27 protein-coding genes are annotated in these 22,285 nt (G+C 70.3%); 19 read left to right on the forward strand and 8 right to left on the reverse strand.

The window, feature by feature from the left end:
* Positions 1–54: 54 nt before the first annotated feature.
* Genes leuD through KIP79_RS30460 form a run of 3 tightly spaced genes read left to right on the forward strand, consistent with a single transcriptional unit; the run spans position 55 to position 1,230 of the window.
* The gene (leuD, locus tag KIP79_RS30450) at positions 55–642 is read left to right on the forward strand and encodes a 3-isopropylmalate dehydratase small subunit (RefSeq protein ID WP_214108390.1); all 588 of its coding nucleotides are present in this window, start codon (positions 55–57) and stop codon (positions 640–642) included.
* Positions 621–872, forward strand: a complete 252-nt coding sequence (locus KIP79_RS30455; RefSeq protein ID WP_214108391.1) for an SCO5555 family protein — start codon at positions 621–623, stop codon at positions 870–872. Before leuD ends, KIP79_RS30455 begins: the two co-directional genes overlap by 22 nt.
* A 58-nt stretch (positions 873–930) precedes the next feature.
* Complete coding sequence (locus KIP79_RS30460; protein WP_214108392.1) at positions 931–1,230, forward strand: HU family DNA-binding protein; 300 nt, start codon at positions 931–933, stop codon at positions 1,228–1,230.
* Between the two features lie 43 nt (positions 1,231–1,273).
* Here KIP79_RS30460 and KIP79_RS30465 read toward each other — a convergent pair whose 3' ends face one another.
* Together KIP79_RS30465 and KIP79_RS30470 are read right to left on the reverse strand one after the other, a co-directional pair.
* Entirely contained in the window at positions 1,274–1,486 is a 213-nt protein-coding gene (locus KIP79_RS30465) for a cold-shock protein (RefSeq protein WP_214108393.1), read from the reverse strand.
* Between the two features lie 16 nt (positions 1,487–1,502).
* Positions 1,503–2,234 (reverse strand): TetR/AcrR family transcriptional regulator, encoded by a 732-nt coding sequence (locus KIP79_RS30470; RefSeq protein WP_214108394.1) that lies wholly within the window; start codon positions 2,232–2,234, stop codon positions 1,503–1,505.
* 143 nt (positions 2,235–2,377) lie between these two features.
* Here KIP79_RS30470 and KIP79_RS30475 point away from each other — a divergent pair, with 143 nt between their 5' ends.
* Complete coding sequence (locus KIP79_RS30475; protein WP_214108395.1) at positions 2,378–3,853, forward strand: MFS transporter; 1,476 nt, start codon at positions 2,378–2,380, stop codon at positions 3,851–3,853.
* Here KIP79_RS30475 and cofC read toward each other — a convergent pair.
* On the reverse strand, positions 3,842–4,486 hold the full coding sequence (cofC, locus tag KIP79_RS30480; RefSeq protein WP_214108396.1) for a 2-phospho-L-lactate guanylyltransferase: 645 nt from the start codon (positions 4,484–4,486) through the stop codon (positions 3,842–3,844). The two genes, KIP79_RS30475 and cofC, sit on opposite strands and share 12 nt — an antisense overlap.
* A gap of 81 nt (positions 4,487–4,567) precedes the next feature.
* On the opposite strand from cofC, the gene KIP79_RS30485 reads away from it, so the two are divergent.
* Genes KIP79_RS30485 through KIP79_RS30500 form a run of 4 tightly spaced genes read left to right on the forward strand, consistent with a single transcriptional unit; the run spans position 4,568 to position 8,703 of the window.
* On the forward strand, positions 4,568–5,278 hold the full coding sequence (locus tag KIP79_RS30485; protein WP_214108397.1) for a lysophospholipid acyltransferase family protein: 711 nt from the start codon (positions 4,568–4,570) through the stop codon (positions 5,276–5,278).
* A gap of 4 nt (positions 5,279–5,282) precedes the next feature.
* On the forward strand, positions 5,283–6,305 hold the full coding sequence (locus KIP79_RS30490) for an NAD(P)H-dependent glycerol-3-phosphate dehydrogenase (RefSeq protein ID WP_214108398.1): 1,023 nt from the start codon (positions 5,283–5,285) through the stop codon (positions 6,303–6,305).
* Positions 6,306–6,338: 33 nt separating this feature from the next.
* Positions 6,339–7,568, forward strand: a complete 1,230-nt coding sequence (locus KIP79_RS30495) for a trans-sulfuration enzyme family protein (protein WP_214108399.1) — start codon at positions 6,339–6,341, stop codon at positions 7,566–7,568.
* Positions 7,569–7,608: 40 nt separating this feature from the next.
* Positions 7,609–8,703, forward strand: coding sequence for a D-alanine--D-alanine ligase family protein (locus tag KIP79_RS30500; protein WP_214108400.1), 1,095 nt, complete (start codon positions 7,609–7,611; stop codon positions 8,701–8,703).
* On the opposite strand, the gene KIP79_RS30505 is transcribed toward KIP79_RS30500, so the two are convergent.
* The gene (locus KIP79_RS30505) at positions 8,700–9,131 is read right to left on the reverse strand and encodes a DUF3515 domain-containing protein (protein WP_214108401.1); all 432 of its coding nucleotides are present in this window, start codon (positions 9,129–9,131) and stop codon (positions 8,700–8,702) included. The genes KIP79_RS30500 and KIP79_RS30505 overlap by 4 nt on opposite strands.
* A 1-nt stretch (position 9,132) precedes the next feature.
* Complete coding sequence (locus KIP79_RS30510; RefSeq protein ID WP_214108402.1) at positions 9,133–9,366, reverse strand: Lrp/AsnC ligand binding domain-containing protein; 234 nt, start codon at positions 9,364–9,366, stop codon at positions 9,133–9,135.
* 64 nt (positions 9,367–9,430) lie between these two features.
* On the opposite strand from KIP79_RS30510, the gene KIP79_RS30515 reads away from it, so the two are divergent.
* The 5 genes from KIP79_RS30515 to thiD all read left to right on the forward strand — a co-directional run bounded on the left by KIP79_RS30515 (position 9,431) and on the right by thiD (position 13,893).
* The gene (locus KIP79_RS30515) at positions 9,431–10,366 is read left to right on the forward strand and encodes a thiamine-phosphate kinase (protein WP_214108440.1); all 936 of its coding nucleotides are present in this window, start codon (positions 9,431–9,433) and stop codon (positions 10,364–10,366) included.
* Positions 10,367–10,437: 71 nt separating this feature from the next.
* Positions 10,438–11,661, forward strand: a complete 1,224-nt coding sequence (locus tag KIP79_RS30520; RefSeq protein ID WP_214108403.1) for a hypothetical protein — start codon at positions 10,438–10,440, stop codon at positions 11,659–11,661.
* Positions 11,661–12,581 (forward strand): ADP-ribosylglycohydrolase family protein, encoded by a 921-nt coding sequence (locus KIP79_RS30525; protein ID WP_214108404.1) that lies wholly within the window; start codon positions 11,661–11,663, stop codon positions 12,579–12,581. The genes KIP79_RS30520 and KIP79_RS30525 overlap by 1 nt, the downstream gene beginning before the upstream one ends.
* A gap of 9 nt (positions 12,582–12,590) precedes the next feature.
* Entirely contained in the window at positions 12,591–12,962 is a 372-nt protein-coding gene (locus KIP79_RS30530; protein WP_214108405.1) for a RidA family protein, read from the forward strand.
* 130 nt (positions 12,963–13,092) lie between these two features.
* A complete protein-coding gene (gene thiD / locus KIP79_RS30535) occupies positions 13,093–13,893 on the forward strand; it encodes a bifunctional hydroxymethylpyrimidine kinase/phosphomethylpyrimidine kinase (protein ID WP_250214087.1) in 801 nt (266 codons plus the stop codon).
* A gap of 267 nt (positions 13,894–14,160) precedes the next feature.
* On the opposite strand, the gene rpmB is transcribed toward thiD, so the two are convergent.
* Entirely contained in the window at positions 14,161–14,346 is a 186-nt protein-coding gene (rpmB, locus tag KIP79_RS30540; RefSeq protein ID WP_030456605.1) for a 50S ribosomal protein L28, read from the reverse strand.
* Between the two features lie 253 nt (positions 14,347–14,599).
* Between rpmB and KIP79_RS30545 the strand changes: the two genes are divergently transcribed.
* The gene (locus KIP79_RS30545; protein WP_214108407.1) at positions 14,600–16,150 is read left to right on the forward strand and encodes a DAK2 domain-containing protein; all 1,551 of its coding nucleotides are present in this window, start codon (positions 14,600–14,602) and stop codon (positions 16,148–16,150) included.
* Between the two features lie 34 nt (positions 16,151–16,184).
* Positions 16,185–18,350: an ATP-dependent DNA helicase RecG gene (recG, locus tag KIP79_RS30550; protein ID WP_214108441.1), complete on the forward strand. Its 2,166-nt coding sequence runs from the start codon at positions 16,185–16,187 to the stop codon at positions 18,348–18,350.
* Positions 18,351–18,353: 3 nt separating this feature from the next.
* Here recG and KIP79_RS30555 read toward each other — a convergent pair whose 3' ends face one another.
* Both KIP79_RS30555 and KIP79_RS30560 read right to left on the reverse strand, forming a co-directional pair.
* On the reverse strand, positions 18,354–18,488 hold the full coding sequence (locus KIP79_RS30555; RefSeq protein WP_214108408.1) for a WD40 repeat domain-containing protein: 135 nt from the start codon (positions 18,486–18,488) through the stop codon (positions 18,354–18,356).
* Between the two features lie 217 nt (positions 18,489–18,705).
* Positions 18,706–19,845, reverse strand: a complete 1,140-nt coding sequence (locus KIP79_RS30560) for a winged helix DNA-binding domain-containing protein (protein WP_214108409.1) — start codon at positions 19,843–19,845, stop codon at positions 18,706–18,708.
* A gap of 160 nt (positions 19,846–20,005) precedes the next feature.
* Between KIP79_RS30560 and KIP79_RS30565 the strand changes: the two genes are divergently transcribed.
* The 4 genes from KIP79_RS30565 (at position 20,006) to rsmD (ending at position 22,280) form a co-directional block, all read left to right on the forward strand.
* Positions 20,006–20,476, forward strand: a complete 471-nt coding sequence (locus KIP79_RS30565; protein WP_214108410.1) for a LamG-like jellyroll fold domain-containing protein — start codon at positions 20,006–20,008, stop codon at positions 20,474–20,476.
* 43 nt (positions 20,477–20,519) lie between these two features.
* On the forward strand, positions 20,520–20,675 hold the full coding sequence (locus KIP79_RS30570) for a hypothetical protein (RefSeq protein WP_250214101.1): 156 nt from the start codon (positions 20,520–20,522) through the stop codon (positions 20,673–20,675).
* Positions 20,676–20,839: 164 nt separating this feature from the next.
* The gene (locus KIP79_RS30575) at positions 20,840–21,112 is read left to right on the forward strand and encodes a transposase family protein (protein ID WP_214108411.1); all 273 of its coding nucleotides are present in this window, start codon (positions 20,840–20,842) and stop codon (positions 21,110–21,112) included.
* 613 nt (positions 21,113–21,725) lie between these two features.
* Entirely contained in the window at positions 21,726–22,280 is a 555-nt protein-coding gene (gene rsmD, locus KIP79_RS30580; protein WP_214108412.1) for a 16S rRNA (guanine(966)-N(2))-methyltransferase RsmD, read from the forward strand.
* The last annotated feature ends 5 nt before the right edge of the window (positions 22,281–22,285 follow it).

A 22,285-nucleotide genomic window follows, 5' to 3' on the forward strand; every position in this document is an offset into this window, starting at 1 on the left:
ATGACCAGGCAGATTGTCAATCAGCCGCGCATTTTTCATTGAGGAAGACCGACCATGGAAGCCTTCACCACGCACACCGGCACCGCCGTCCCGCTGCGCCGCAGCAACGTCGACACCGACCAGATCATCCCGGCCGTCTGGCTGAAGCAGGTCAGCCGCACCGGCTTCGAGAAGGGCCTGTTCGCCGCCTGGCGGGAGGACCCCTCCTTCGTCCTGAACAACCCCGTCTACCAGGGCGCCTCCATCCTGCTGGCCGGGCCCGACTTCGGCACCGGCTCCTCCCGCGAGCACGCCGTCTGGGCCCTCCAGCAGTACGGTTTCCGCGTCGTGATCGCCGCCAGGTTCGGCGACATCTTCCGCAACAACTCCACCAAGATGGGCCTGCTGCCGGTGGTGCTGGAGGCCAAGACGGTCGAGGAACTCCAGGCCGCCGTGGAGGCCGACCCGTCCGTGCGGATCACCGTGGACCTGGTGGAGCGGCAGGTACGGCTGGGCGAGGGCGCCTGGGCGTTCGACATCGACGACTACACCCGCTGGCGGCTGATCGAGGGGCTCGACGACATCGGGCTGACCCTGCGGCACGCCGACGACATCACCGCGTACGAGAATGGTCGGCAGCCATGGCTGCCGACGACCGTCTGACCCCTCAGGGCGGACCAGAAGAGGACCTGGCGCGGCGGCTGCGCGACACGCAGCACCGCGTCAGGACCCTGAACGTGCCACCGGAGGAGCGGGCCCGCCTCGCCAAGAGGCTGCTCGCCATCTGCGATGTGGCCAAACGCGACATTTCCCACGCAACTGCCCGGCTGGACGGCTTCATCGCCTACCTGGACGGCGAATTCGACACGCCGAGTGAAGACCAAATCACGTAAGGTGATTGAGTCACGCGCGTTCCTCCCTTACTTTCAAGCGCGTAAGGGGGAGAACCAGATGAACAAGAAGGAACTCGTCGACGCGATCGCGGACCGCGTCGGTGACAAGAAGACGGCCACCGAGGCGGTCAACGCCATCATCGAGGCGATCCAGCACGCGGTCGCCGGCGGCGACAAGGTTTCGATCACCGGCTTCGGCGCCTTTGAGATGGCGCACAAGCCGGCGCGCACGGCTCGGAACCCTTCGACCGGCGAGCCGATCAAGGTGGCCGAGAGCTGGGCGCCCAAGTTCCGTCCGGGCGCGGACTTCAAGGAACTGGTCAACGCCGGCGGCAAGAAGCAAGCCAAAAAGAAGTAACCGGATTCGTCGAACGGCGCCCTAATTCCCAAGGGCGCCGTTCTTATTTTGCCGAGCCAGGCACCGGGAACGTGCTCAACGTCACATAAGTGATCTTGTCGTCGGTGAGGACGAGGTTGACGCGCTGGCCCGGGCGGAGCAGGCGGAGCGGGCCCGCGTCGAAGGCGGCGGTGGAGAAGGGCAGTTCGGTGCCGTCGTCGAGGTAGACCGAACCCGAGCGGGTCGTGTCGTCGAAGGTCTTCACGGTGGCCTGCACCCGATCAGCGTAACCCTCAGGATTCCTCGGGGGTCTTCTCGACGTAGGAGGCCAGGCCGCGGACCAGGATGTCCAGGCCCAGCTCGAAACGGTAGTCGTTGGACTCGTCCACCATGAGCCCGGCCATCGCGACCATGTTGGGGAACCGGTCCGGGGGCAGGGTCGCGAAGTAGTCGGTGATCTCCTGGCGTTTGACCTCCCAGGTCGAGGGGTCCATGTCCTTGTAGCGCTCAAGCCACATGCCCTCCTCCAGGGTGAACCCCTCGATGTAGGTGGAGAGCAGGTCGCCCGCCATGGCCGCCACCCGGTCGGGCATGCCGCTGGCCCGGATGATGGCCATCAGCCGCTCCACGTGGGGGAGCAGGGTGGGCGTGAACGGCAGCTGGCCCATCGAGATGCGGGCCATGTCCCGGTGGCGCAGGAGCGCGGCCCGGCCGTCCCTGGCGAACTCCTTGAGCTGCTCCTGCCAGCGCTCCGGGTCGGGGTCCGGCAGCTCGCGGCCCTCGAACAGGCGCAGGTACATCAGCTCGAAGAGCTCGTCCTTGTTGGCGACGTGCACGTACAGCGCGGAGACGGCGACGCCGAGTTCCAGCGCGACCTGGCGCATGCTCAGCCGGTCATAGCCCTCCCGGTCCAGCACGGTGAAGGCCGCTTCCACGATCCGTTCGCGGGTGAGAGGCACCTTCGCGGGCGCCGGCCGCCGCCGTCGGCGGTCCCAGGGCGCGGCCGGAAGGTCGGTCTCGCTCATTTCTCCATCACCTCTCGACCCGCACTCTATTGAACATCGCTCGTGAAAGCGAACAGCACACTTGTTCACTGAACAGTGTTCATGCTAGAACAGTGTTCATCGTGACCTGAACACTGTTCTTCTCCCCTTCTGGAGCTTCAAAGATGACCACCACGGTACCCCCCGCCACGGGCGAACCCGGGTCCGCGGAATCCGGCGAGGCCGCCGGTTACCGCTGGCGCTGGGCGGCCCTCTTCGTGATCCTCGGCGCGGAGATCATGGACCTGATCGACGCCATGGTCACCAACATCGCCGCCCCCCACATCCGCGCCGAGCTGGGCGGCTCGGCCGGCGTCATCCAGTGGCTCGGCGCCGCGTACATGCTCGCCATGGCCACCGGCCTGCTCACCGGCGGGCGGCTGGGCGACATCTACGGCCGCCGCCGCATGTTCCTGGTGGGCGCGGCCGGCTTCACCCTCGGCTCGCTGCTCTGCGGGCTGGCCCAGTCGCCGGAGATACTGGTCGGGGCCCGCGTGTTCCAGGGGCTCTTCGCGGCCGTCATGATCCCGCAGGGCCTCGGCATGATCAGGGAGATGTTCTCGCCCAAGGAGATGGCCACCGCGTTCGGCCTGTTCGGGCCGGTCATGGGCCTGGCCTCGGTGGGCGGCCCGATCCTGGCCGGGTGGCTGATCGACGCCGACTACTTCGGCTCCGGCTGGCGCATGATCTTCCTGATCAACCTGCCGGTCGGCCTGCTCGCCTTCGCCGCCGGGCTGCGCTTCCTGCCCGAGTCCCGCTCGCCGCACCCGCTCCGGCTGGACCTGCTCGGCGTCGCGCTGGCCTCGGCGGCCGGGCTGCTCGTCGTCTTCCCGCTGGTGCAGGGCCGCGAGCACGACTGGCCGGCCTGGGCGTTCGTGATGATCGCCGCCTCGGCCGCGGTGTTCGGCCTGTTCGGCTGGTACCAGTCCCGCCGGGCCGCCACCGGGCGGGACCCGCTGGTCGTGCCCAGCCTCTTCCGCAAGCGCGCCTTCAACGGCGGCCTGGTCACCGGCATGGTGTTCTTCGCGGGCATGTCCGGCTTCATGCTGGTCTTCAACCTGTACACGCAGATCGGCCTGGGCTACTCGCCGCTGAAGGCCGGTCTGGCCGGGGTGCCCTGGTCGGTCGGCATGATCTTCGGCTTCGGCCTGGCCCAGCCGCTGCTCAAGTTCGGCCGCCGCTGCTTCCAGGCGGGCACGATCATCATGATGGCCGGCGCGGCCGGTGTCTGGTTCACCCTCCACCTGGAGGGCCTGGGCGTGACCCCCTGGCAGCTCACCCCCGCCCTGGTGGTCACCGGCCTCGGCATGGGCCTGCTCATGGCCCCCTTCTTCGACCTGGTCCTGGCCGGGGTGGAGGACCACGAGTCCGGGTCGGCCTCCGGCACGCTGACCGCCGTCCAGCAGCTCGGCAACGCCTTCGGGGTGGCGCTGCTCGGCACCGTCTTCTTCGACCTGCTCGGCGTGCGGCCCACCGGGGCGAGCTTCGAGAACGCGATGGAGACCACGCTCTGGGTGGTGGTCGGCATGCTGGCGCTGACCTTCGTGGTCTCCTTCCTGCTGCCGCGCAGGGCCAGGGAGGACCAGCCGTCAGCGCACTAGCAGGCGGGCCACGGCGGCGGTGTGCGGGCCCAGGCCCAGCCTCGCCGCCTCGGCCAGGTCCTCGATGGTGTCCACGTCCCGCCGGACCGTGGCGACCCCTTCCAGGCGCAGCTCCTTGGCCCCGCCCGACAGGTGCCGGGCCCGGGACTCACCGCCGAAACCGGGGCGGAAGGGGATGCCGGGGCCGGTGGCGTACAGCGTGGTGCCGACCTCGGCCGCGTCCGGGAGGAAGGCCGCGTCGAACTCCCCGGCCGCGGCCAGCACGGTGGCCAGCTCGGCAGGGCGGAGCGCGGGCAGATCGGCCTGGAGGGCGGCCACGGGGGCGCCGGGCGTCAGCCGTACGGCGTGGGCGTGGCCGGCCCGGAGGGCGGCGTTGAGGCCCCGGCCGGGGTCGGGGACCACCAGGGCGCCGAGTGCGGCCAGCCGGGCGGCGGGCACGGGATCGGCGGTCACCACGATCACCCGGGCCACCAGGGCGCAGGCCAGCGCGGCCCCGACGGTGTCGGCGGCGACGGCCACCGCCAGCTCCTCCCGGTGCGGCCCCGCCGCCCCGGCCAACCGGGTCTTGGCCTTGATCAGGGTCTTGACCGGGACGACCACCGACCATCGCCGGTCCTGTCCAACCTGCTGCATAACCTTAAGCATCGCGCCTCGACATCGGCTCGGGCCAACCGGGAGACTGACCCGGAAAGACCCGCCGAGTGAGGAACACGCATGAGCCGCCGCCCTGGACGGCCGACCCGCTTCTGGGAAGCGGTCGCCGTGGTGATCGTCAAGCCTCTGTCGCGGCTGCTGGTGAAGCGGGACTGGCGGCGTGGGGACCGGATTCCGCGCCAGGGCGGGATCATCGTCGCCGCCAACCACCTGTCCTGGGCCGATCCGGTGCTGCTCGCGCACTACCTGCACCACAACGGGCGCTGGCCGGTGATCCTGGCCAAGGCGGGGTTGTTCCGGGTGCCGGTGCTCGGCTACCTGGTCCGGGAGCTGCGGGCGATCCCGGTCGAGCGGAACAGCTCCGCGGCCACCGACTCGCTGGCGGTGGCCGAGCGGCGGCTGCGGGAGGGCTCCTGCGTGCTCTTCTACCCGGAGGGCACGATCACCCGCGATCCGGACCTGTGGCCGATGGCCGGCAAGACCGGCGTGGCCCGGCTGGCGCTGATGACCGGCGCCCCCGTGATCCCGATCGCGCACTGGGGGGCCCAGGAGCTGTTGCCGTACGGGCAGACCCGGCCACGGCTGTTCCCCCGCAAGACCTTCCGGGTGCTGGCCGGGCCGCCGGTGGACCTGTCGGCGTACGACGGGAAGGAAGCGCACGGTGAGGTGCTGCGGGAGGCCACCGCCGACATCATGGCCGCCGTGACGGCGCAGCTCGCCGAGCTCAGGGGTGAGAAAGAACCGCTAACCGATGACGACGGCGTACGGTGAGGGGATGACCGTACAGGGATCAACCAAGGCTGCCGTGTTCGGGACCGGCTCGTGGGGCACCACTTTCGGGATGATCCTCGCCGAGGCGGGCACCGAGACGACATTGTGGGGGCGGCGCAAGGAGATCGTCGAGGCCATCGACGTCCGGCACGAGAACCCTGAGTACCTGCCGGGCCTGCGGCTGCCGGAGGGCCTGCGGGCCACCGTTGATCCGGCCGAGGCGATGCACGGCGCCGACTTCGTGGTGCTGGCCGTCCCGGCCCAGACCCTGCGGGCCAACCTGACGGCCTGGAAGCCGTACCTGCCGCGGGACGCGGTGCTGGTCAGCCTGATGAAGGGCATCGAGCTGGGCACCACCAAGCGGATGAGCGAGGTCATCGTGGAGGTGGCCGAGGTGCCGCAGGACCAGGTGGCCGTGGTTTCCGGGCCCAACCTGGTGCCCGAGCTGGCCCGGCGGCAGCCGGCTGGGGCCGTGGTGGCCTGCTCCGACCTGACGGTGGCCGACCGGCTCCAGGATGCCTGCCACCTGCCCTGGTTCCGCACCTACACCAACCCGGACGTGGTCGGGGTGGAGCTGGGCGGCGCGGTGAAGAACGTGATCGCGCTGGCCGTGGGGGTCGGGGTCGGCATGGGCCTGGGTGACAACCTGGCCGCCACCCTGATGACCCGGGGTCTGGCCGAGATCTCCCGGCTGGGTGCCGCGCTCGGCGCCGACCCGCACACCTTCGCCGGTCTGGCCGGTATGGGGGATCTGATCGCGACCTGCACCTCGCCGCTCTCCAGGAACCGCACCTTCGGCGAGAACCTCGGGCGGGGCATGTCGCTGGCCGAGGTGGTGGCGGTCACCAAGCAGACCGCGGAGGGCGTGAAGTCCTGCGAGTCGGTGCTGGACCTGGCCACCAAGCACGACGTGGAGATGCCGATCACCGAGGTGGTGGTCGCGGTGGTGCACGACGGGATGACCCCCGGCGAGGCCGCGATGCTCCTGATGTCACGAACGCCCAAGCCCGAACGATATGGCGTGTGATTTCTGTTTCCTGAGGAAGCTGGTGATTCGCCGGTGAAGCGCAGCCAGAGGAGGCTCGGGGAGAACTCCCGGGCCGTCCACCTGCCCGAGCCGACCACCCCACGCCAGGTCCCGATCGGGCTGCCCATCTGGCGGAGCGCGGCCTGGACCTTCGACAGCACCTCGCAGCAGGCCGACGTGCTGGCCGAGCACATCCCGGGCTACGCCTACAGCCGCATCGACAACCCCACGGTGGCCGCCTTCGCGGCGGGGGTGGCCTCCCTGGAGGGGGCCGCCGCGCCGGAGGACGTGGCCGGGCAGGCGTTCTCCTCCGGGATGGCCGCGATCAACGCGGTCCTGATGACCTTCCTGCGGGCCGGCTCGCACGTGGTGGCCCCCGCCCCCGTGCACGGGGCCACGTACTCGCTGCTCGCCAACGTGCTCTCCCGGTTCGGGGTCTCCGCCGACTTCGTCGACTACGCCGACCTGCGCCGGGTGCGCGGCGCCGTCCGCACCAGCACCAAGATCCTGTACGCGGAGACGCTGGCCAACCCGACCATGGCGGTGGCCGACATCCGCGGCCTCTACCGGGTGGCCAGGGAGGCGGGCGCGCTGCTGGTGGTGGACTCCACCTTCGCCACCCCCGTGGTCTGCCGCCCGCTGGAGCACGGCGCCGACCTGGTGGTGCACTCGGCCACCAAGTACCTGGGCGGGCACGACGACTGCATGGGCGGGGTGGTGGTGGGCCGCCCCGACCTGATCGGCCAGCTCCGCGAGGTGCGCATCGACACCGGCGCCTCGCTCTCCCCTGACGACGCCTTCCTGCTCCGGCGCGGCCTGGAGACGCTGCCGCTCCGGGTGCGCCGGATGTGCTCCACCGCCATGGTCTTCGCCGCCGCCATCGCCAAGCATCCGGCGGTCCGGCGGGTGGACTACCCCGGCCTGCCCAGCCATCGGGGGCACCAGCTGGCCCGGCAGCTCTTCGACTCGGGACCGGAGGGCACCCGGTTCGGCGCGGTGGTCACGGTCACCCCGCACGGCGGGTACGCGGCGGGGGTGGCGCTGGCCGACGCGCTGCAGATGGCCAGGATCGCCACCTCGATGGGCGGCACCCACACCAAGGTCGCTCACCTGGCCTCGGTCACCCGCGCCGACGAGGCGCTCTCCGGGGTGGACGCGGGAGCCGTACGGTTCGCCATCGGCCTGGAGGACGCCGAGGATCTGATCGCGGATGCCACCCAGGCCCTGGACGCGCTCAGGAGCGTGTCACCCTCGCGTGGCTGACAAGGCCTTTTGACTGTCACTCAGGGTAGATTCGGGCGTCATGAGCAAGATTCGTGTAGCGGTGGTATTCGGCGGGCGCAACTCCGAGCATGCGGTCTCCCTGATGGGCGCCGGCAGCGTGCTGGCGGCGATCGACCGGGACAAGTACGAGGTGATCCCGATCGGGATCGCCCAGGACGGGCGGTGGGTGCTCGCCGCCGCCGGTCAGCGCTACGCGATCGAGGGCGCCCAGCTACCCGAGGTGGACACCTCGGGCGCGGAGCTTGCGCTGCCCTCCCACGCGGGGACCGTGGTGGCGCTCTCGCCCGGTGAGATCCCGCGCCCGCTGGGGGAGGTGGACGTGGTCTTCCCGGTGCTGCACGGGGCGTTCGGGGAGGACGGCACGTTGCAGGGGCTGCTGGAGATGGCCGGGGTGCCGTACGTGGGGTCGGGGGTGCTGGCCAGTTCGGTCGGCATGGACAAGGGCTACATGAAGCTGGTGCTGAAGGCGGCGGGGCTGCCGACGGTGGCGCACGTCGTGGTGCCGGACCGGGCCTGGCGTACCGACCGGGCCCGGGTGCTGAAGGAGATCGAGGAACTCGGCTGGCCGGTCTTCGTGAAGCCGGCCAGGGCCGGGTCCTCCCAGGGCATCTCCAAGGCCGAGGACCAGGCGCAGCTGGAGGCGGCCATCGAGTTCGCGCGTACGCACGATCCGAAGGTGCTGGTGGAGGCGGCCGTCACCGGGCGGGAGATCGAGTGCGCGGTGCTGGAGTCGCTGGGAGACGCGGCCCCGGAGGCGAGCGTGCCGGGGGAGGTGGTGGTCCAGGGCGGGCAGGTGTTCTACGACTTCGAGGCCAAGTACTACCCCGACCAGATCACCCTGGAAGTGCCCGCCGACCTGCCCGCCGACGCCACCCAGGAGCTGCGGTCGATGGCGGTCCGGGCGTACGAGGCGCTGGGGTGCGAGGGGCTGGCCCGGGTGGACTTCTTCTACACCCCGGACGGGGAACTGATCGTCAACGAGATCAACACGATGCCCGGGTTCACCTCGACCTCGGTGGCGCCGCAGCTGTGGATGGCCACGGGGCTCGCCTACCCGCAGCTGGTGGACCGGCTCATTCAGCTGGCCCTGGACCGTCCGGTGGGGTTGCGCTAGGGGATCGTCGCCTTGATGGGGTCGGCAAGCTCGACCAGTACGGCGCCCACCTGGTGGGTGGGGGCGATGGTCACCTCGACGTACGCCTCCCGGTTCACCGTCGTGAAAAGTGCAGGCTTCTGGGGATCGGCGTACCAGCCGACGCCGTTGACGTCGGTGACGTTGTCGGTGGGCGCCATCTTCGCCGGCCGGTCCACGCCGCAGCGCACCGTGATCTCTCCGGCGCCCCAGACCGCCACGTACGGCGAGTGGGGTTCGGACTCGGCCCGGATCAGCCCGTCCACGGTGCGCGGCAGCGCGGACTCCAGCTTCACGCAGTCCTCGGCCACCCGGCCCGTCGGCGTGGGCGGTTCGACGCGAACGGTGGCAGAGCAGGCCACCAGCGTCAACGCGGCGGCTCCGCCCAGCAGGAGCTTGCTCGGAGTCATCTCAAATATGAACGATCGGACACGTAAGCGTACGTGTGATCCCTTCCACGGCCTGGATCTGGGCCACCACGAGCTTGCCGAGCTCGTCGACGTTCCGCGCCTCCGCCCGGACGATCACATCGTACGGACCGGTGACGTCCTCGGCCTGCGTGACACCGGGAATCGCGGCGATCGCGCCGGCCACGGCGGCGGCCTTGCCGACCTCGGTCTGGATAAGGATGTAGGCCTGCACCATCAGGTCCTCCCGGGATTGATCACCACCGAAAGGTCAACGTACCCCGAACACCAGGAGGTGTGACATCACAGTCGGAGAACTAGGCGAATTCGGAGTAGTTGGTCGCATTGCGGGGCGTCTGTCCCAAGGTGTGGCGGTGCAACTCGGACCCGGCGACGACGCCGCGGTCGTCGCGGCACCGGACGGTCGGGTGGTCGTGACAACGGACTTGCTCCTTGAGGGTAGACATTTCCGCCGTGATTGGTCCAGTGGGTATGAAATCGGGCGTAAAGCGGCGGCACAGAACCTTGCCGACGTCGTTGCCATGGGGGCCAGGCCGACCGCGCTGGTGGTCGGGCTCGGGCTGCCCGCCGACGCGCCCGTGTCCTGGCTGGACGCCCTCGCCGACGGCTTCCGCGACGAGACCGCCCTGGTTGGGGCCAGCGTGGCCGGGGGCGACATCGCCCGCTCCGCCACCGTGGTGCTCGGTGTCACGGCCATGGGCGACCTCGGCGGGCGGGCGCCGGTCACCCGCTCGGGGGCCAGGCCGGGGGACGTGATCGCCATCGCGGGGCGGCTGGGGTACGCGGCGGCGGGGCTGGCCCTGCTGCACGCCTCCGTCGACCGGTTCCCCGAACTGCTGGACGCGCACCGGCGGCCGGAACCGCCCTACGCGTGCGGGCCGGAGGCCGCGGAACTCGGGGCGACGGCGATGCTGGACGTGAGCGACGGGCTCCTCCAGGACCTAGGCCACGTTGCGGCGGCCAGTGAGGTGGGGATCGTGCTCGACCCTGCTTCCTTCGAGGTAGGCGCGCTGGCCGAGGCGGCGGCCACGCTGGGGGTCGATCCGCTGGAGTGGGCGCTCACCGGGGGTGATGATCACGCTCTCGCCGCCGCCTTTCCCCGAGGGGTACGGCTTCCGCCGCATTGGCGGGTGGTCGGGGAGGTTGTCGACGGTACGGGGGTGCGGGTCACCGGGTGGGAGTCCGCCGCCGGGGGCTGGGATCACTTCCGGGGATGATGTGAAATTTGTGACAAAGGCGTTTTAGATCTGTTATGAAGTATGACGGTCGCCAACAGGAAGGACCGTCGATGGGTCGGCACACGAGTGGACGACAGAACGGCGAGGACGCGGAGAATCCCTCCGAGGAGGGATCCGAGCAGTTCACGCAATGGCTCGGGCACCTGACCGGGGACGGGCCCGACCTGTCGTACCGGTGGCCCGAAGACGCCACCTCGTCACCCGCCTCGCCTTCCTCTCCCTCCGCGCCCCCATCGCGGGATTCGGCTTCGGAGGAGCAGCCGTACATCCACCCGGCCTACCGCTGGGATCTCCCCGCCAAGCCGAAGCCCGCGGGCGATGACGGCATGGTTTTCGACCGCCAGGTCCGCCCGGATCGGGGACAGCCGTACGCGGCGCCGGTGCCGGATCAGCCCTCGCCGGAGGTCACCTACCGGTGGCCGGAGGAGCCCACGGAGATCGCGGGAGCTCCGCAGACCGTGGAAATCTCCGGTCCCGAGCCGGTCGATCTCGCGTCTCGTTCCCGGTTCGGGAAGGCGGCGCTGCTGTCCGGAATCTCCGTGCTGGCGGCGGTGGGGCTCACGTTCGCGGGTGTGCGGCTGGTCGGCAGCAACACCTCACTGGTCCTGGAACCGCCGGCCGCCAGCTGCGCGCCCGGAACCTGCGAGGCGGCGCCCGCCAGGACCGGGGCGCTGCCCGATCCGCTGGACACGGCCACCGCCACGCCGGAGGCCGCGCCCACCACGGCGTCTCCGGAACCGAGCCCGTCCGAGGCGGAAGCCGCGCCCGTCAAGGTCAAATCGGCGCCCTCGCCTTCGGCGGTACGGCCGACGCCCAGCCGTACCCCCAAGCCCAAGAAGTCGGCCACTCCCAGCCCGACCCCCACCGAGGAGCCCACCCGGGCGGACGTGGGCCTGGAGGAGGGGGGTGAGCCGTCCGGCACCTCGCCCTCGCCGTCGCCTGCGCGTCTGCGGTCGGCGGTTCCGCACGTCACAGTGGGCTTCGAGGTCTTCCAGGAGGATCCGGAGGGCTACAGCGCTCGGCTCATCGTGCAAACGGATCGTGATATTTCCGGTCTGTCGCTCACCATTCCGTTCACCGGCGAACTGCTCACCGTCGGCGGCGCCGAGGCCACGGTGCACGGCGACCGGCTGACCCTGACCTCCGCCACGCCGCTGCTCGCCGGTGAGGAGCTCGTCATCAGCCTGATCGCCAACGGCACCCCCGAGCCACCGGCCGAATGCACCGTCAAGGGCGGAGACTGCGCTATCGCCGGACCCCCTTCGATCGGCTGATGCTCGCCGCGCAGATCGCTTCGGCCATCCGTGGCCTGGCCGCCGGGGACGCGCTGGGCGTGCCCTGGGAGACCGCGCCACCGGAGAAGATCGACCGAGCCCGGCTTCACGAGCTGCCCGCCAGCCGTGACTGGCCGCCCGGCGCAACCTCCGACGACACCGACCAGATGCTGATTGTGGCCCGGCTGCTCGCGGACACCTTGGGTCAGCCGACTGCTGAGGAGTTCATGCGTCGGTTGTCCGCCCAGGCCGGCGAGATTCGGGGGCTGGGCTCGACCACCAGGCGCGCCTTGCGGGATTTCGCCGAAACCGGCCGCGTCGCCAACCCCGGGGTGCTGATCTCCTCTGCCGGGGCGCTGATCTCCTCCGACATTTCGGACATGCGGCGAGCGAGCAACGGTGCCGCCATGCGGATCGCCCCCGTGGGCTGGATGGTCCCCGCCGGCCAGGCGCGGCGACGACGCGAACTGGTCGTGGAGCTGTCCCGCGGCACCCATGGCCATCCGGTCGCGATCGGCGCGGCGGCCATCGTGGCGGCCATGGCCGCGTACGCGATCGAGGACCCGGACGGCATCCTGCCCGCCGCGGTCGCCGAAGCCGAATGGCTGTCGATGCCGGAATTCGCCGACGTCCGCCACGCCGCCGAAGGATCGTGGACCCCGCCCTCCGGCGGGATCAGCGTCCTGGCGGCCCCCACCGTCGCCGCCGTCACCCACGCCATCCACCACTCCACCGACCTGGCCACCGCCCAGACCTTCGCGGTGACCATGGGCGGCGACACCGACACCGTGGCCGCCATCGTGGGCGGCATCCTCGGCGCGGTCCCCGGCCAGCCCGTACCCCCGTGGTGGGACAAGGTCCACTTCCCCGCCGACCCGGAGGCCGACGCCCTGGCCGCCCGGCTCGCCGAGCTCCGATAGGTTCCTCGCATGATCGTTCCTGGGCCGGTGGTGCCCGACGGCGGCGGGTACCGGCATTCGTACGAGGTGGGCGGGTCCGCCCGGGTGGTGTACGTCTCCGGGCAGATTCCGGTCACGCCGGACGGACAGGTGCCGGAGGGTTTCCCGGCCCAGTGCCGTCAGGTGTGGGCCAACGTGGCCTCGGCGCTGGCCGCGCACGGGATGGAGCTCTCCGATCTGGTGAAGGTCACCACGTACCTGTCGGACCGGGCGTACCGGCGGGAGAACTCCGAGATCCGGCGCGAGGTGCTGAACGGTCACGCCCCCGCGCTGACGGTGATCATCGCCGGGATCTACGACGAGGCGTGGTTGCTGGAGATCGAGGCGGTCGCGGCGCGGTAGCGGCCTGTCACGCAACCTTGACCCGGCAATTCGCGGCCCCCGCCCTCGACCGAATCCGGGCCAAGGTTCGGAGACACCCCACTGGCGCCCTCCTCCGGGCCCCGGGAACCGGGCTGGTTGGATGGTGGGCATGACTCCCGCACGTGTGCTGACGGTGGCCGGTTCGGATTCCGGTGGTGGCGCCGGCATTCAGGCCGATCTCAAGACGATGCTGGCCCTCGGGGTGCACGGCATGAGCGTGGTCGCGGCGGTGACCGCGCAGAACTCGGTGGGGGTGCAGGGGTACTGGGAGCTCCCGGTGGAGGCCGTCCAGGCCCAGCTGGCCTCGGTGCTCGGGGACATCGGGGTGCAGGCGGTGAAGACCGGCATGCTCGCGTCTCCGGCGCTGGTGGCGGCGGTCGCGGAGGTGCTTGCCACGGTGGACGCGCCTGTGGTGGTCGACCCGGTCGGGGTGTCCAAGCACGGCGACTCGCTGCTCGCGCCCGAGGCGGTGGGCAACGTGAAAACCCGCCTGCTGCCCACGGCCACCGTGGTCACCCCCAACCTCTGGGAGGTGGAGCAGCTCACCGGCGTCAAGGTCGAGGACGAGGACGATCTCCCCAGGGCGGCCGACGCGATCCTCGCCCTGGGCCCGAAATGGGCGCTCATCAAGGGCGGCCACCTCCCTGGCGAGGCGGTCGACCTGCTCACCGACGGCACCATCGAACACCACTACCGCGCCGAACGCCTGGACAACCGCCACACCCACGGCACCGGTTGCACCCTGGCCAGCGCCATCGCCTCATACCTGGCCCTCGGCCACGACATGCCCACAGCGGTGGAACAGGCCAAGACGTACGTCACCGGAGCCATCGCCCACGGCTTCCCCCTGGGCGTGGGAATCGGCCCAGTGGACCACGGCTGGCGCTGGCGAAACGACGAGCTGCCGTAAATCCCGAGCATGTCGGGTCGGCGGCCACCCTTCTCGGCGAAACCGGCCCCTGACCCGGAGGGGTCCCAAGGGCGGTTGGGATTGCCTCGGCTGCCAATTTCCTGTGTGTGGAGGCGACACCCGGGGATTCTGGTCGCCGTGGTCCTCCCGCCCACCCGCCCCCTCCATTACCGTTGGGCCCCGCCCACCCCCCGGTAACCAATGTCCCGCGGGGCAAGGAATGCGAAAACCCGCCACGAGGGTGGCGGGTTTCGTCAAGGGGTGGGGCTAGCGGGTGACCTTGCCTGCCTTGATGCAGGAGGTGCACACGTTGAGCCGCTTCGGCGTCCCGTTGACCGTCGCGCGCACGGTCTGGATGTTCGGCTTCCAGTTCCGCCGGGTGCGGCGGTGCGAGTGGGAGACGTTGTTGCCGAAGATCGGCTTCTTAGCGCAGACGTCGCAGACGGAAGCCACGGTCATCGCTCCTTCAGATCAAGTCTTAGATCAGTCGATACGGCCCGGCCCGCCGAGGGGCGGCTCTTACGAGCATGCCGGGACAACCGGCTGGCCACACGAGGATAGCCGATTCCGGCCGCTGCACGCCAAACGCGGGCACGGCAGATCGGGATAACCTCGTACCTGCCAACGGTAGCGCATCGGGGGAGCAGACCGGCTGCCGTCCGCCCAGGCCGGGCCGAACGGCGGTCTGAGGAGCGGAGGGCTGATCATGCTGGAGGTGCTCGATCCGGCGGCGGTCCGGCGCTGGGCACGCTGGTCCGCGGAGGCCCTGAGCGGCGCCCGAGCGGAGATCGACGCGCTGAACGTGTTCCCCGTACCCGACGGCGACACCGGCACCAACCTGCACCTGACCCTGCTGGCGGCGGCCGAGGCGCTGGACGCGCTGCCACCGGACGCCGGGCCGGACAAAACCTGGCAGACGCTGGCCCACGGGGCGCTGCTCGGGGCCAGGGGCAACTCCGGAGTCATCGTCAGCCAGGCCCTCCGAGGACTGGCCGAGGCGCTGCGGCAGGCCGAGGGACGCGGCGGGGATCTCCGGAACGGGCTGGTGCTGGCCGCCCGGCTGGCCAGGGACGCGGTGGTCCGCCCGGTGGAGGGAACCGTGCTGAGCGTGCTGGCCGCCGTGGCGGCAGCCGTACCGGAGGGGGATCTCGGCGCGGTCGCGACGGCGGCGGCGCGCGAGGGACGGCGGGCCCTCGGCCGGACCACCGGGCAGCTGGACGTGCTGGCGCGCAGCGGGGTGGTGGACGCGGGCGCCGCCGGACTGGTGATCCTGCTGGAGACACTGGCCGAAGTGGTGCTGGAGGCCCGCGCGGACCAGCACGAGGTGCCCGCGCCGCAGACCCGGGTCACGCCTCCGACCACGGAGGGAGATGCCGGATACGAGGTGATGTATCTGCTCCACGCCGATGACACGTCGATCGACCGGCTTCGCGGGGAGCTGGACCGGCTGGGCGAGTCGCTGGTGATCGTCGGCGGCGACGGGCTCTGGAACGTCCACGTCCACACCGACGACGCCGGGGCGGCGATCGAAGCCGCGCTGGAGGTGGGCAGGCCGTACCGGATCCGGGTGAGCCACCTCGGCGGCGGGGCGCCGCGGGCAAGGCGCGGGGTGGTCGCGGTCGCCGCCGGCACCGGGCTGGCGGCCCTGTTCCAGCAGGCCGGGGCGGTCGTGGTACGGCGGGAGCCCGGCTCCAGCCCGCCGCTGGCCGCCCTCCTGGAGGCGATCAGAGAGGCGGGTACGGAGGTCAGCGTCCTGCCCAACGACACCGGCGTGCGCGCGGTCGCCGCGGCCGCCGCCGAGATCGCCAGGGACGAGGGCCTGACCGTGAGCGTGCTGCCCACCAAGGCGTCCGTGCAGGGTCTGGCCGCGCTGGCCGTACACGACCCGCTCAGGAGGTTCGACGACGACGTGGTGGCGATGACCGACGCGGCGGGACACACCCGGCACGGCCACGTCTGGATGGCCAACCGGGAGGCGATGACCAGCGCCGGCCTGTGCCGCCCAGGTGACGTGCTCGGCGTGGTCGACGGCGACGTCTCGCTGATCGGTACGGCGCTGGCCCCGGTCGCCGTGGAGGTAGTCCGGCGCATGGTGTCGGCCAGCAGCGAGTTGGTGACGCTGGTGTCGGGGGCGGACGCGCCGGAGTCGCTGGTCCGGGCGGTCGAGGATTATCTCGCGGTAGAACGTCCGGATATCGAGGTAGTGCGGGTCGCGGGTGGGCAGGGGGGTTATCCCTTGCTCATCGGCGTGGAGTGAATCCTGTCGGTCGGAGGTTGTAGAACTGGTGGACGTGACCAGGTTCGACGAGCCCCTGAAGCTGGCGGTCGGGGCGAAGACGGCCGCGCCGCTGGAGAGCGCGCTCGGCATCGCCACCGTGGGCGAGCTGCTCCGCCACTATCCCCGGCGCTATGCCGAGCGGGGCGAGCTGACGCCGATCGCCTCCCTGGAGCATGACGATCACGTGACCGTGGTCGGCAGGGTGTCGGCGGTGCAGCGGCGGCCGATGAAGAACCGGCAGGGCACCTGGCTCGATGTCGAGGTCACCGACGGGAAGGACCGGCTGCGCCTGGCGTTCTTCGGCAAGGGGGCGTTCGTCGCGGAGCAGCGCCTCCAGCCCGGCACCGAAGCCACCTTTTCCGGAAAAGTCAACGTATTCGTCGCCTCGAACGGGACGAAACGGCGGTCCCTCGCCCATCCGGATTACGTCACCGAGGACGAGGAGACCTCCGAGGAGTTCGCCACCGCCCCGGTGCCGATCTACCCGTCGGCCCAGAACCTGGCCAGCTGGAAGATCCAGCGCGCGGTGCGGACCGTCCTTGACGTGCTGGACCTCGACGACCCCCTCCCCGCCGAGCTGCGCCGCCGCCTGCGCCTGCCGGGCCTGGCCGACGCGCTCCGCGACATCCACCGGCCCCGCGACTTCGGGGACGTGGCCAGGGCCACCAAACGGCTCAAGTTCGACGAGGCGTTCCTGCTCCAGGCCGTGCTGGTCCGGCGGCGCATCGCGGCGGCCGCCCTGCCCGCCCGGGCCCGGCCGGGGAAGCCGGACGGGCTGCTCGCGGACTTCGACGCCCGGCTGCCGTTCAAGCTCACCGAAGGGCAGCGGGCGGTGGGGGAGGAGATCGCCGCCGACCTGGCCGTCGAGCATCCGATGCACCGGCTGCTCCAGGGGGAGGTCGGCGCCGGCAAGACCGTGGTCGCGCTGCGGGCGATGCTGCAGGTGGTGGACTCCGGCGGGCAGGCCGCCCTGCTAGCACCCACCGAGGTGCTCGCCCAGCAGCACCACCGGTCGATCGTGACCATGCTCGGCGACCTGGCCGGAGGCGGCATGTTCGGCGGGACCGGGGTGGCCCTGCTGACCGGCTCCATGGGCGCGGCGGCGCGCCGCGCCAACCTGCTGGACGCGGCCTCCGGGGCGGCCGGGATCGTCGTCGGCACCCACGCGCTGCTCCAGGACAAGGTGCAGTTCGCCGACCTCGGGCTGATCGTGGTGGACGAGCAGCACCGGTTCGGCGTGGAACAGCGCGACGCGCTCCGCGAGAAGTCCCAGGGCGGGCGGCCGCACGTGCTGGTGATGACCGCCACCCCCATCCCCCGCACGGTCGCGATGACCGTCTTCGGAGACCTGGAGGTCTCCACGCTCAGCCAGCTGCCGTCCGGACGGGCGCCCATCACCTCCCACGTCGTGCCGGCCGCCGAGAAGCCGCACTACCTGGAGCGCACCTGGGAGCGGATCCGGGAGGAGGTCGGGCTCGGACGGCAGGCGTACATCGTCTGCCCCCGAATCGGCGACCAGGAGGGCGACGAGGGCGACCTGTCCGCCGCCGACGACAGCGAACGCCGCCCACCCCTGGCCGTGATCGAGGTCGCCGAAATGCTCGCCACCGGCCCCCTGAACGGCCTCAACGTGGCCGTCCTGCACGGCAAACTCCCCCCCGAGGAGAAGGACGCCATCATGCGCTCCTTCACCCGCGGCGAGACCGACGTCCTGGTCGCCACCACCGTCATCGAGGTCGGCGTAGACGTCCGCAACGCCTCCGTCATGGTCATCATGGACGCCGACCGCTTCGGCGTCTCCCAACTCCACCAGCTCCGCGGCCGCGTCGGCCGAGGCGGCCTCCCCGGCCTCTGCCTCCTGGTCACCGACGCCCTCCCAGAAACGCCCGCCCGCGCCCGCCTGGACGCGGTCGCCGCCACCCTGGACGGCTTCGAGCTCTCCCGGGTGGACCTGGAACAACGCCGGGAAGGTGATGTTCTCGGCGCGGCCCAATCCGGCCGCAAGTCCTCTCTCCGCATGCTCCAGCTCCTCCGGGACGAAGACGTCATTGAAACCGCCCGTCAGGAAGCCCTCGCGCTGATGGCTGAAGATCCGCTGCTGGAGTCCCACCCTCAGCTCAAGGCGGAGCTGGATGCGATGGTGGCCGACGAGCGCGCCGAATTCCTGGAGAAGACCTGATCGTCAGCTCTGCGTGGCCTGGCGGGTGCTCCAGACGCGGACGGTGTTGTCCCCGCCAATGGTGATCAGCCGCTGGGCGCTCCGGTCGAACCGGCCGTCCGTTGCCTTCTCCAAGTGGCCGGTCATCCGCTGGCGCACGATCATCCATCGGGAGCAACCGCAGCGCGGCGAAGGTGTTCGTTAAGGCGAGATAGGCCAGGCGAAAGAGCACGACCGGTCATCCTGCCGCACTGTCTCCTTTTCAGGAATCGAAGCCTGCCTACAAGAGAAGCCTTGCAAGGCTGTGACCTGGATGGATGGAATTGTCGGCAGGCGCAGGGCTGGAGTCGCGTAAACGGGCGACTCCGTCGGCCGGTCAGCTCCGGACTGTCACGCTCTCGACACCGGGGAACCCCTTGTCCCACCAATGTCCGTAGCGCCGGTAGACGACGGGGTCGCGGCCGGCGATGAACGCCGACAACCTCTCCGCCTCCTCTTTCAGACCTCGCCAGGCGGCCTTGCCGAGCCTTTGGAAGGCCGTCAACTCCACTCCGTTGTCGACCGCGCGCCACACTCCGGCGATCTGCCCGTCGACGAGCAGACAGGGCAGCGTGTCGCCGTTGCGCCGGACGACCAACGGCCGGTACTCCTCCGGCACGATCCGCCCGGGGCCGCCGTGGGCCAGTAGCGTGCTGTCCCACATCGGCAGCAGCCTCGGCGGCGCCGGAGTGTCCTCGGTCGGCACGGTGGCCTCCGCCAGGTCGAACAGGGCAGTACGGCCCGGGCCGGCGACCCGTACCAACCGGTCGTGGAGCTCCTGCAGTGCCCGTATGATCACCGGACGCTTCAACATGGTGAACCGGGCGAAGTCCTGGGCCGACGCGGGCCCGAACGCCCGCAGGTAGGCGATCAGCAGTAGACGCGCCCCGGCGGCCGCTTCCTCCGGCTCGGCCTCGGGGGCGGCCGAGGAGGAGAGGTAGGCGTTCGGCTGTCCGAACGACCAGGGACCGCCGGTCGGCGCGTGATACGCGGGCGCGTAAGTGCGCAGCGCCCACCACACGCGGTGCGCGTGCTCGCCGAACTGGCCGGTGACCTTCTCCTCCACCTCGGCCCCGGTGCGGGGCTGCGCCAGGAACCCGGCGAGCTCCGGGAGCAGCGCGTCGGCGTCGGCGGAGGTCAGCCCCGTCGAGGTGAAGCGTCGGTCGTACAGCCGCGACGCCCGCAGAGTGTTCAGCATGGCTGCGTGATAGGGCTCGTAGTCCTCGGCATGGACGGCGTGCAGCGTGATCCGCATGAGGGTCGCCTTCACGATCCGGCGGTCCGCGAACGCCCCGTCGAGATCCTCGGGCACGAAGTCCCGCACGCGGTTCCACAGCGCCAGGTACGGCGACGCGGGTGCCTGGGCCTGCAGAGCGCAGATCCGGCGGACCGCCTCGGCCACATCGAGGCGCCGGCGTTCGAGCAGCAGTTGGCGGTCTAGGGTGGCCAGCGCGAGTTGTCGTGCGGTAAGGCTCATGCCGGGATTGTGCCGCCCCCGGCCGTCCCGAGCACCAGCCGCCGAAACGAGCGACACGAACGCCGCACGCGGATTCGCCCCGGGCCGGATGAGTCACACACCAAACGCATTGCCGGGGCATGGAATCCGCTCAGCCCCGGCTGCGCGAGCGCTCGCGTGGATGCGGTGGAGCGACAAGGACGGCGACTACACCGTCGCCGAGCAGCGCGGCACCCACCAGGCGCCGTTCCGGCTGGGCAACACCGCTGAGCACGGTCTGGTGTTCACCTTCACCAACGCTGATGCCACGGATGCGACGGTCGAGGGCGTCTTGCCGGAGGTTGAGCCGCCGGTCGCTGAGTGGTTCCATCTGGCGGCAACGTATGACGCGGCCACACGGACGGCCACCTTGTACCTGAACGGGGCACAAGCCAGGACCGCGCAATTGTCCTTCCCTGCCTGGGACGCCCAGGCTCCGCTGCGGATCGGCGCGGCCATGGCCGGGAGTCTTGATGACGGACTTGAATTCTCCCAGGGCCTGATACCGGCCCAGAAAATCAAGATATTCACCCGCCTCGATGAGTTCGCGATCGTCGACGGCAATGAGGTGATCTCGAAGAATTCGATCCGGACAACCCGAGGACGGCCGTGACCTGTCCCCGGACAACCGCACCTGCAACCGGCTTCTACGCGGCCTGCGCTGCCTGGGTGAACGGGGCTTCGCCCTGCTCACCCAGCGCTGGCGCACCCTCCAGCACATCACCGCCAGCCCCAGCAGTATCGGCGACATCGCCAAAGCGGCACTCGCCCTCACCCACTCCGAACACGGCTATACCGCGGGAATTCGCTGAGATCACCTCACTGACGTTTTCTCAGCGGAATTGACCAGGGTGACAGGGGTGTTTCGGGTCGATTCGGGTGATACCCACACTTGACGGAAACTCCTGATACGGACGTGGAGCCCTCGGGAGGAAGTGGTTCACCACAAACTGCTTCCCAGACCGAAAGGCCCCACGTGATCGCTTATCCTGCCACGCTCGACGTCTCCCCAGACCTTGTTCGCCAAGTCAGCACCCTGCTGCGGAACGAACGCGCCCAGCGAGGGACTCCAAAGGCCAGCAGAGCGCTGACCTGCTGGAGGCAGGCCATATTCACTCTCGCCTGGTTCCGATCCCGGCCCAGCATCACCCTGCACGGCTCCGCGTTCGGCATCTCGGCGGCCACCGCCTACCGCTACCTGCACGAAGCCATCGACGTCCTGGCCGAGCAGGCCCCCGACCTCCGCTAGGCCCTGGAGAAAGCGGTCACCGACGGACTGCCGCACCTGATACTCGACGGCAAGATCTTCGACGCCGACCGCTGCCGCACCAAGACCACCAGCGTGAAAGGCGACTGGCCCGAAAGTCGTTTTCGGAGAGGTCGGAAGTAAGCATCCAATCCGCCAGGGCGAGAAAAGTAGCCCTCGAGCCCAAAATAACCGCATTACGGACGGCTCTCCGCTTGGTGCTGGGCACGCGCGGGAATTATAGGCAGCGGGCTCTGCCGTTTCCGAGTTTGTGTCTGCATTCGGGGGTTGAGCTGGGACGTTGGTCTCGGAACGGCGTAGGTATGGGAGCGATCGGGTTGACGGGGGAGTGGGCCGGGCGCTCTGGGTATAAAAAAGACCCAGGGCCCAGCCTTGGGACGGCCTCCCCCCGAATGCCGTCCCCGGCTGGGCCCACCCTCGGGTCAGGTGCCGAGGGCGCCGACGTGCGGAAGGGCTCACGATCACGTCGGCCGGCCTTCCCCTGGGTCACCGTGAAGGCCGCAAGACCATCTTGCAGGCACTCCCGGGTGGAGGGAATCACCCTTACCTATTTCTCGCCACCTCTTACTCACTCTTGACCAGCGATAATGGCCGGATGACCAGGGTGATCGCAGGAACCGCGGGAGGACGCAGGCTGGCCGTGCCGCCGGGCAGGGGTACCCGGCCGACCAGCGACCGCGCCAGGGAAGGGCTTTTCGCGACCGTCGGGTCGATGCTCGGCACGCCCGACCGGGCCCTCGATCTGTACGCGGGGTCGGGGGCGGTCGGTCTGGAGTGTCTGAGCCGCGGCGCGTCGCACGCCCTGCTGGTCGAGTCGGATCCGCGGGCGGTTCGTACGATCAAGGAGAACGTCGCGGCGCTCGGGTTGCCGGGGGCCGTGGTTCGGGCGGAGAAGGTGGAGCGTCTGGTCGCGGGGCAATGTACGGAGCCGTACGACTTCGTGTTCGCCGATCCGCCGTACGTGGTGCGCGATGAGGTGGTCGGGGAGGTGCTGCTGGCGTTGCGGGACAACGGGTGGCTGGTCTCCGGTGCGTTGGTCGCGGTGGAGCGGGAATCCAGGGGGAAGGATCTTCAGTGGCCCCCCGGCTTCGAGGAAGCCAAGGCCCGGCGTTACGGTGAAGCGACCGTTTGGTACGGTCACGCCGAATGAAGCAG

The organism is Acrocarpospora catenulata (assembly GCF_018476525.1).
GTDB lineage: Bacteria > Actinomycetota > Actinomycetes > Streptosporangiales > Streptosporangiaceae > Acrocarpospora > Acrocarpospora catenulata.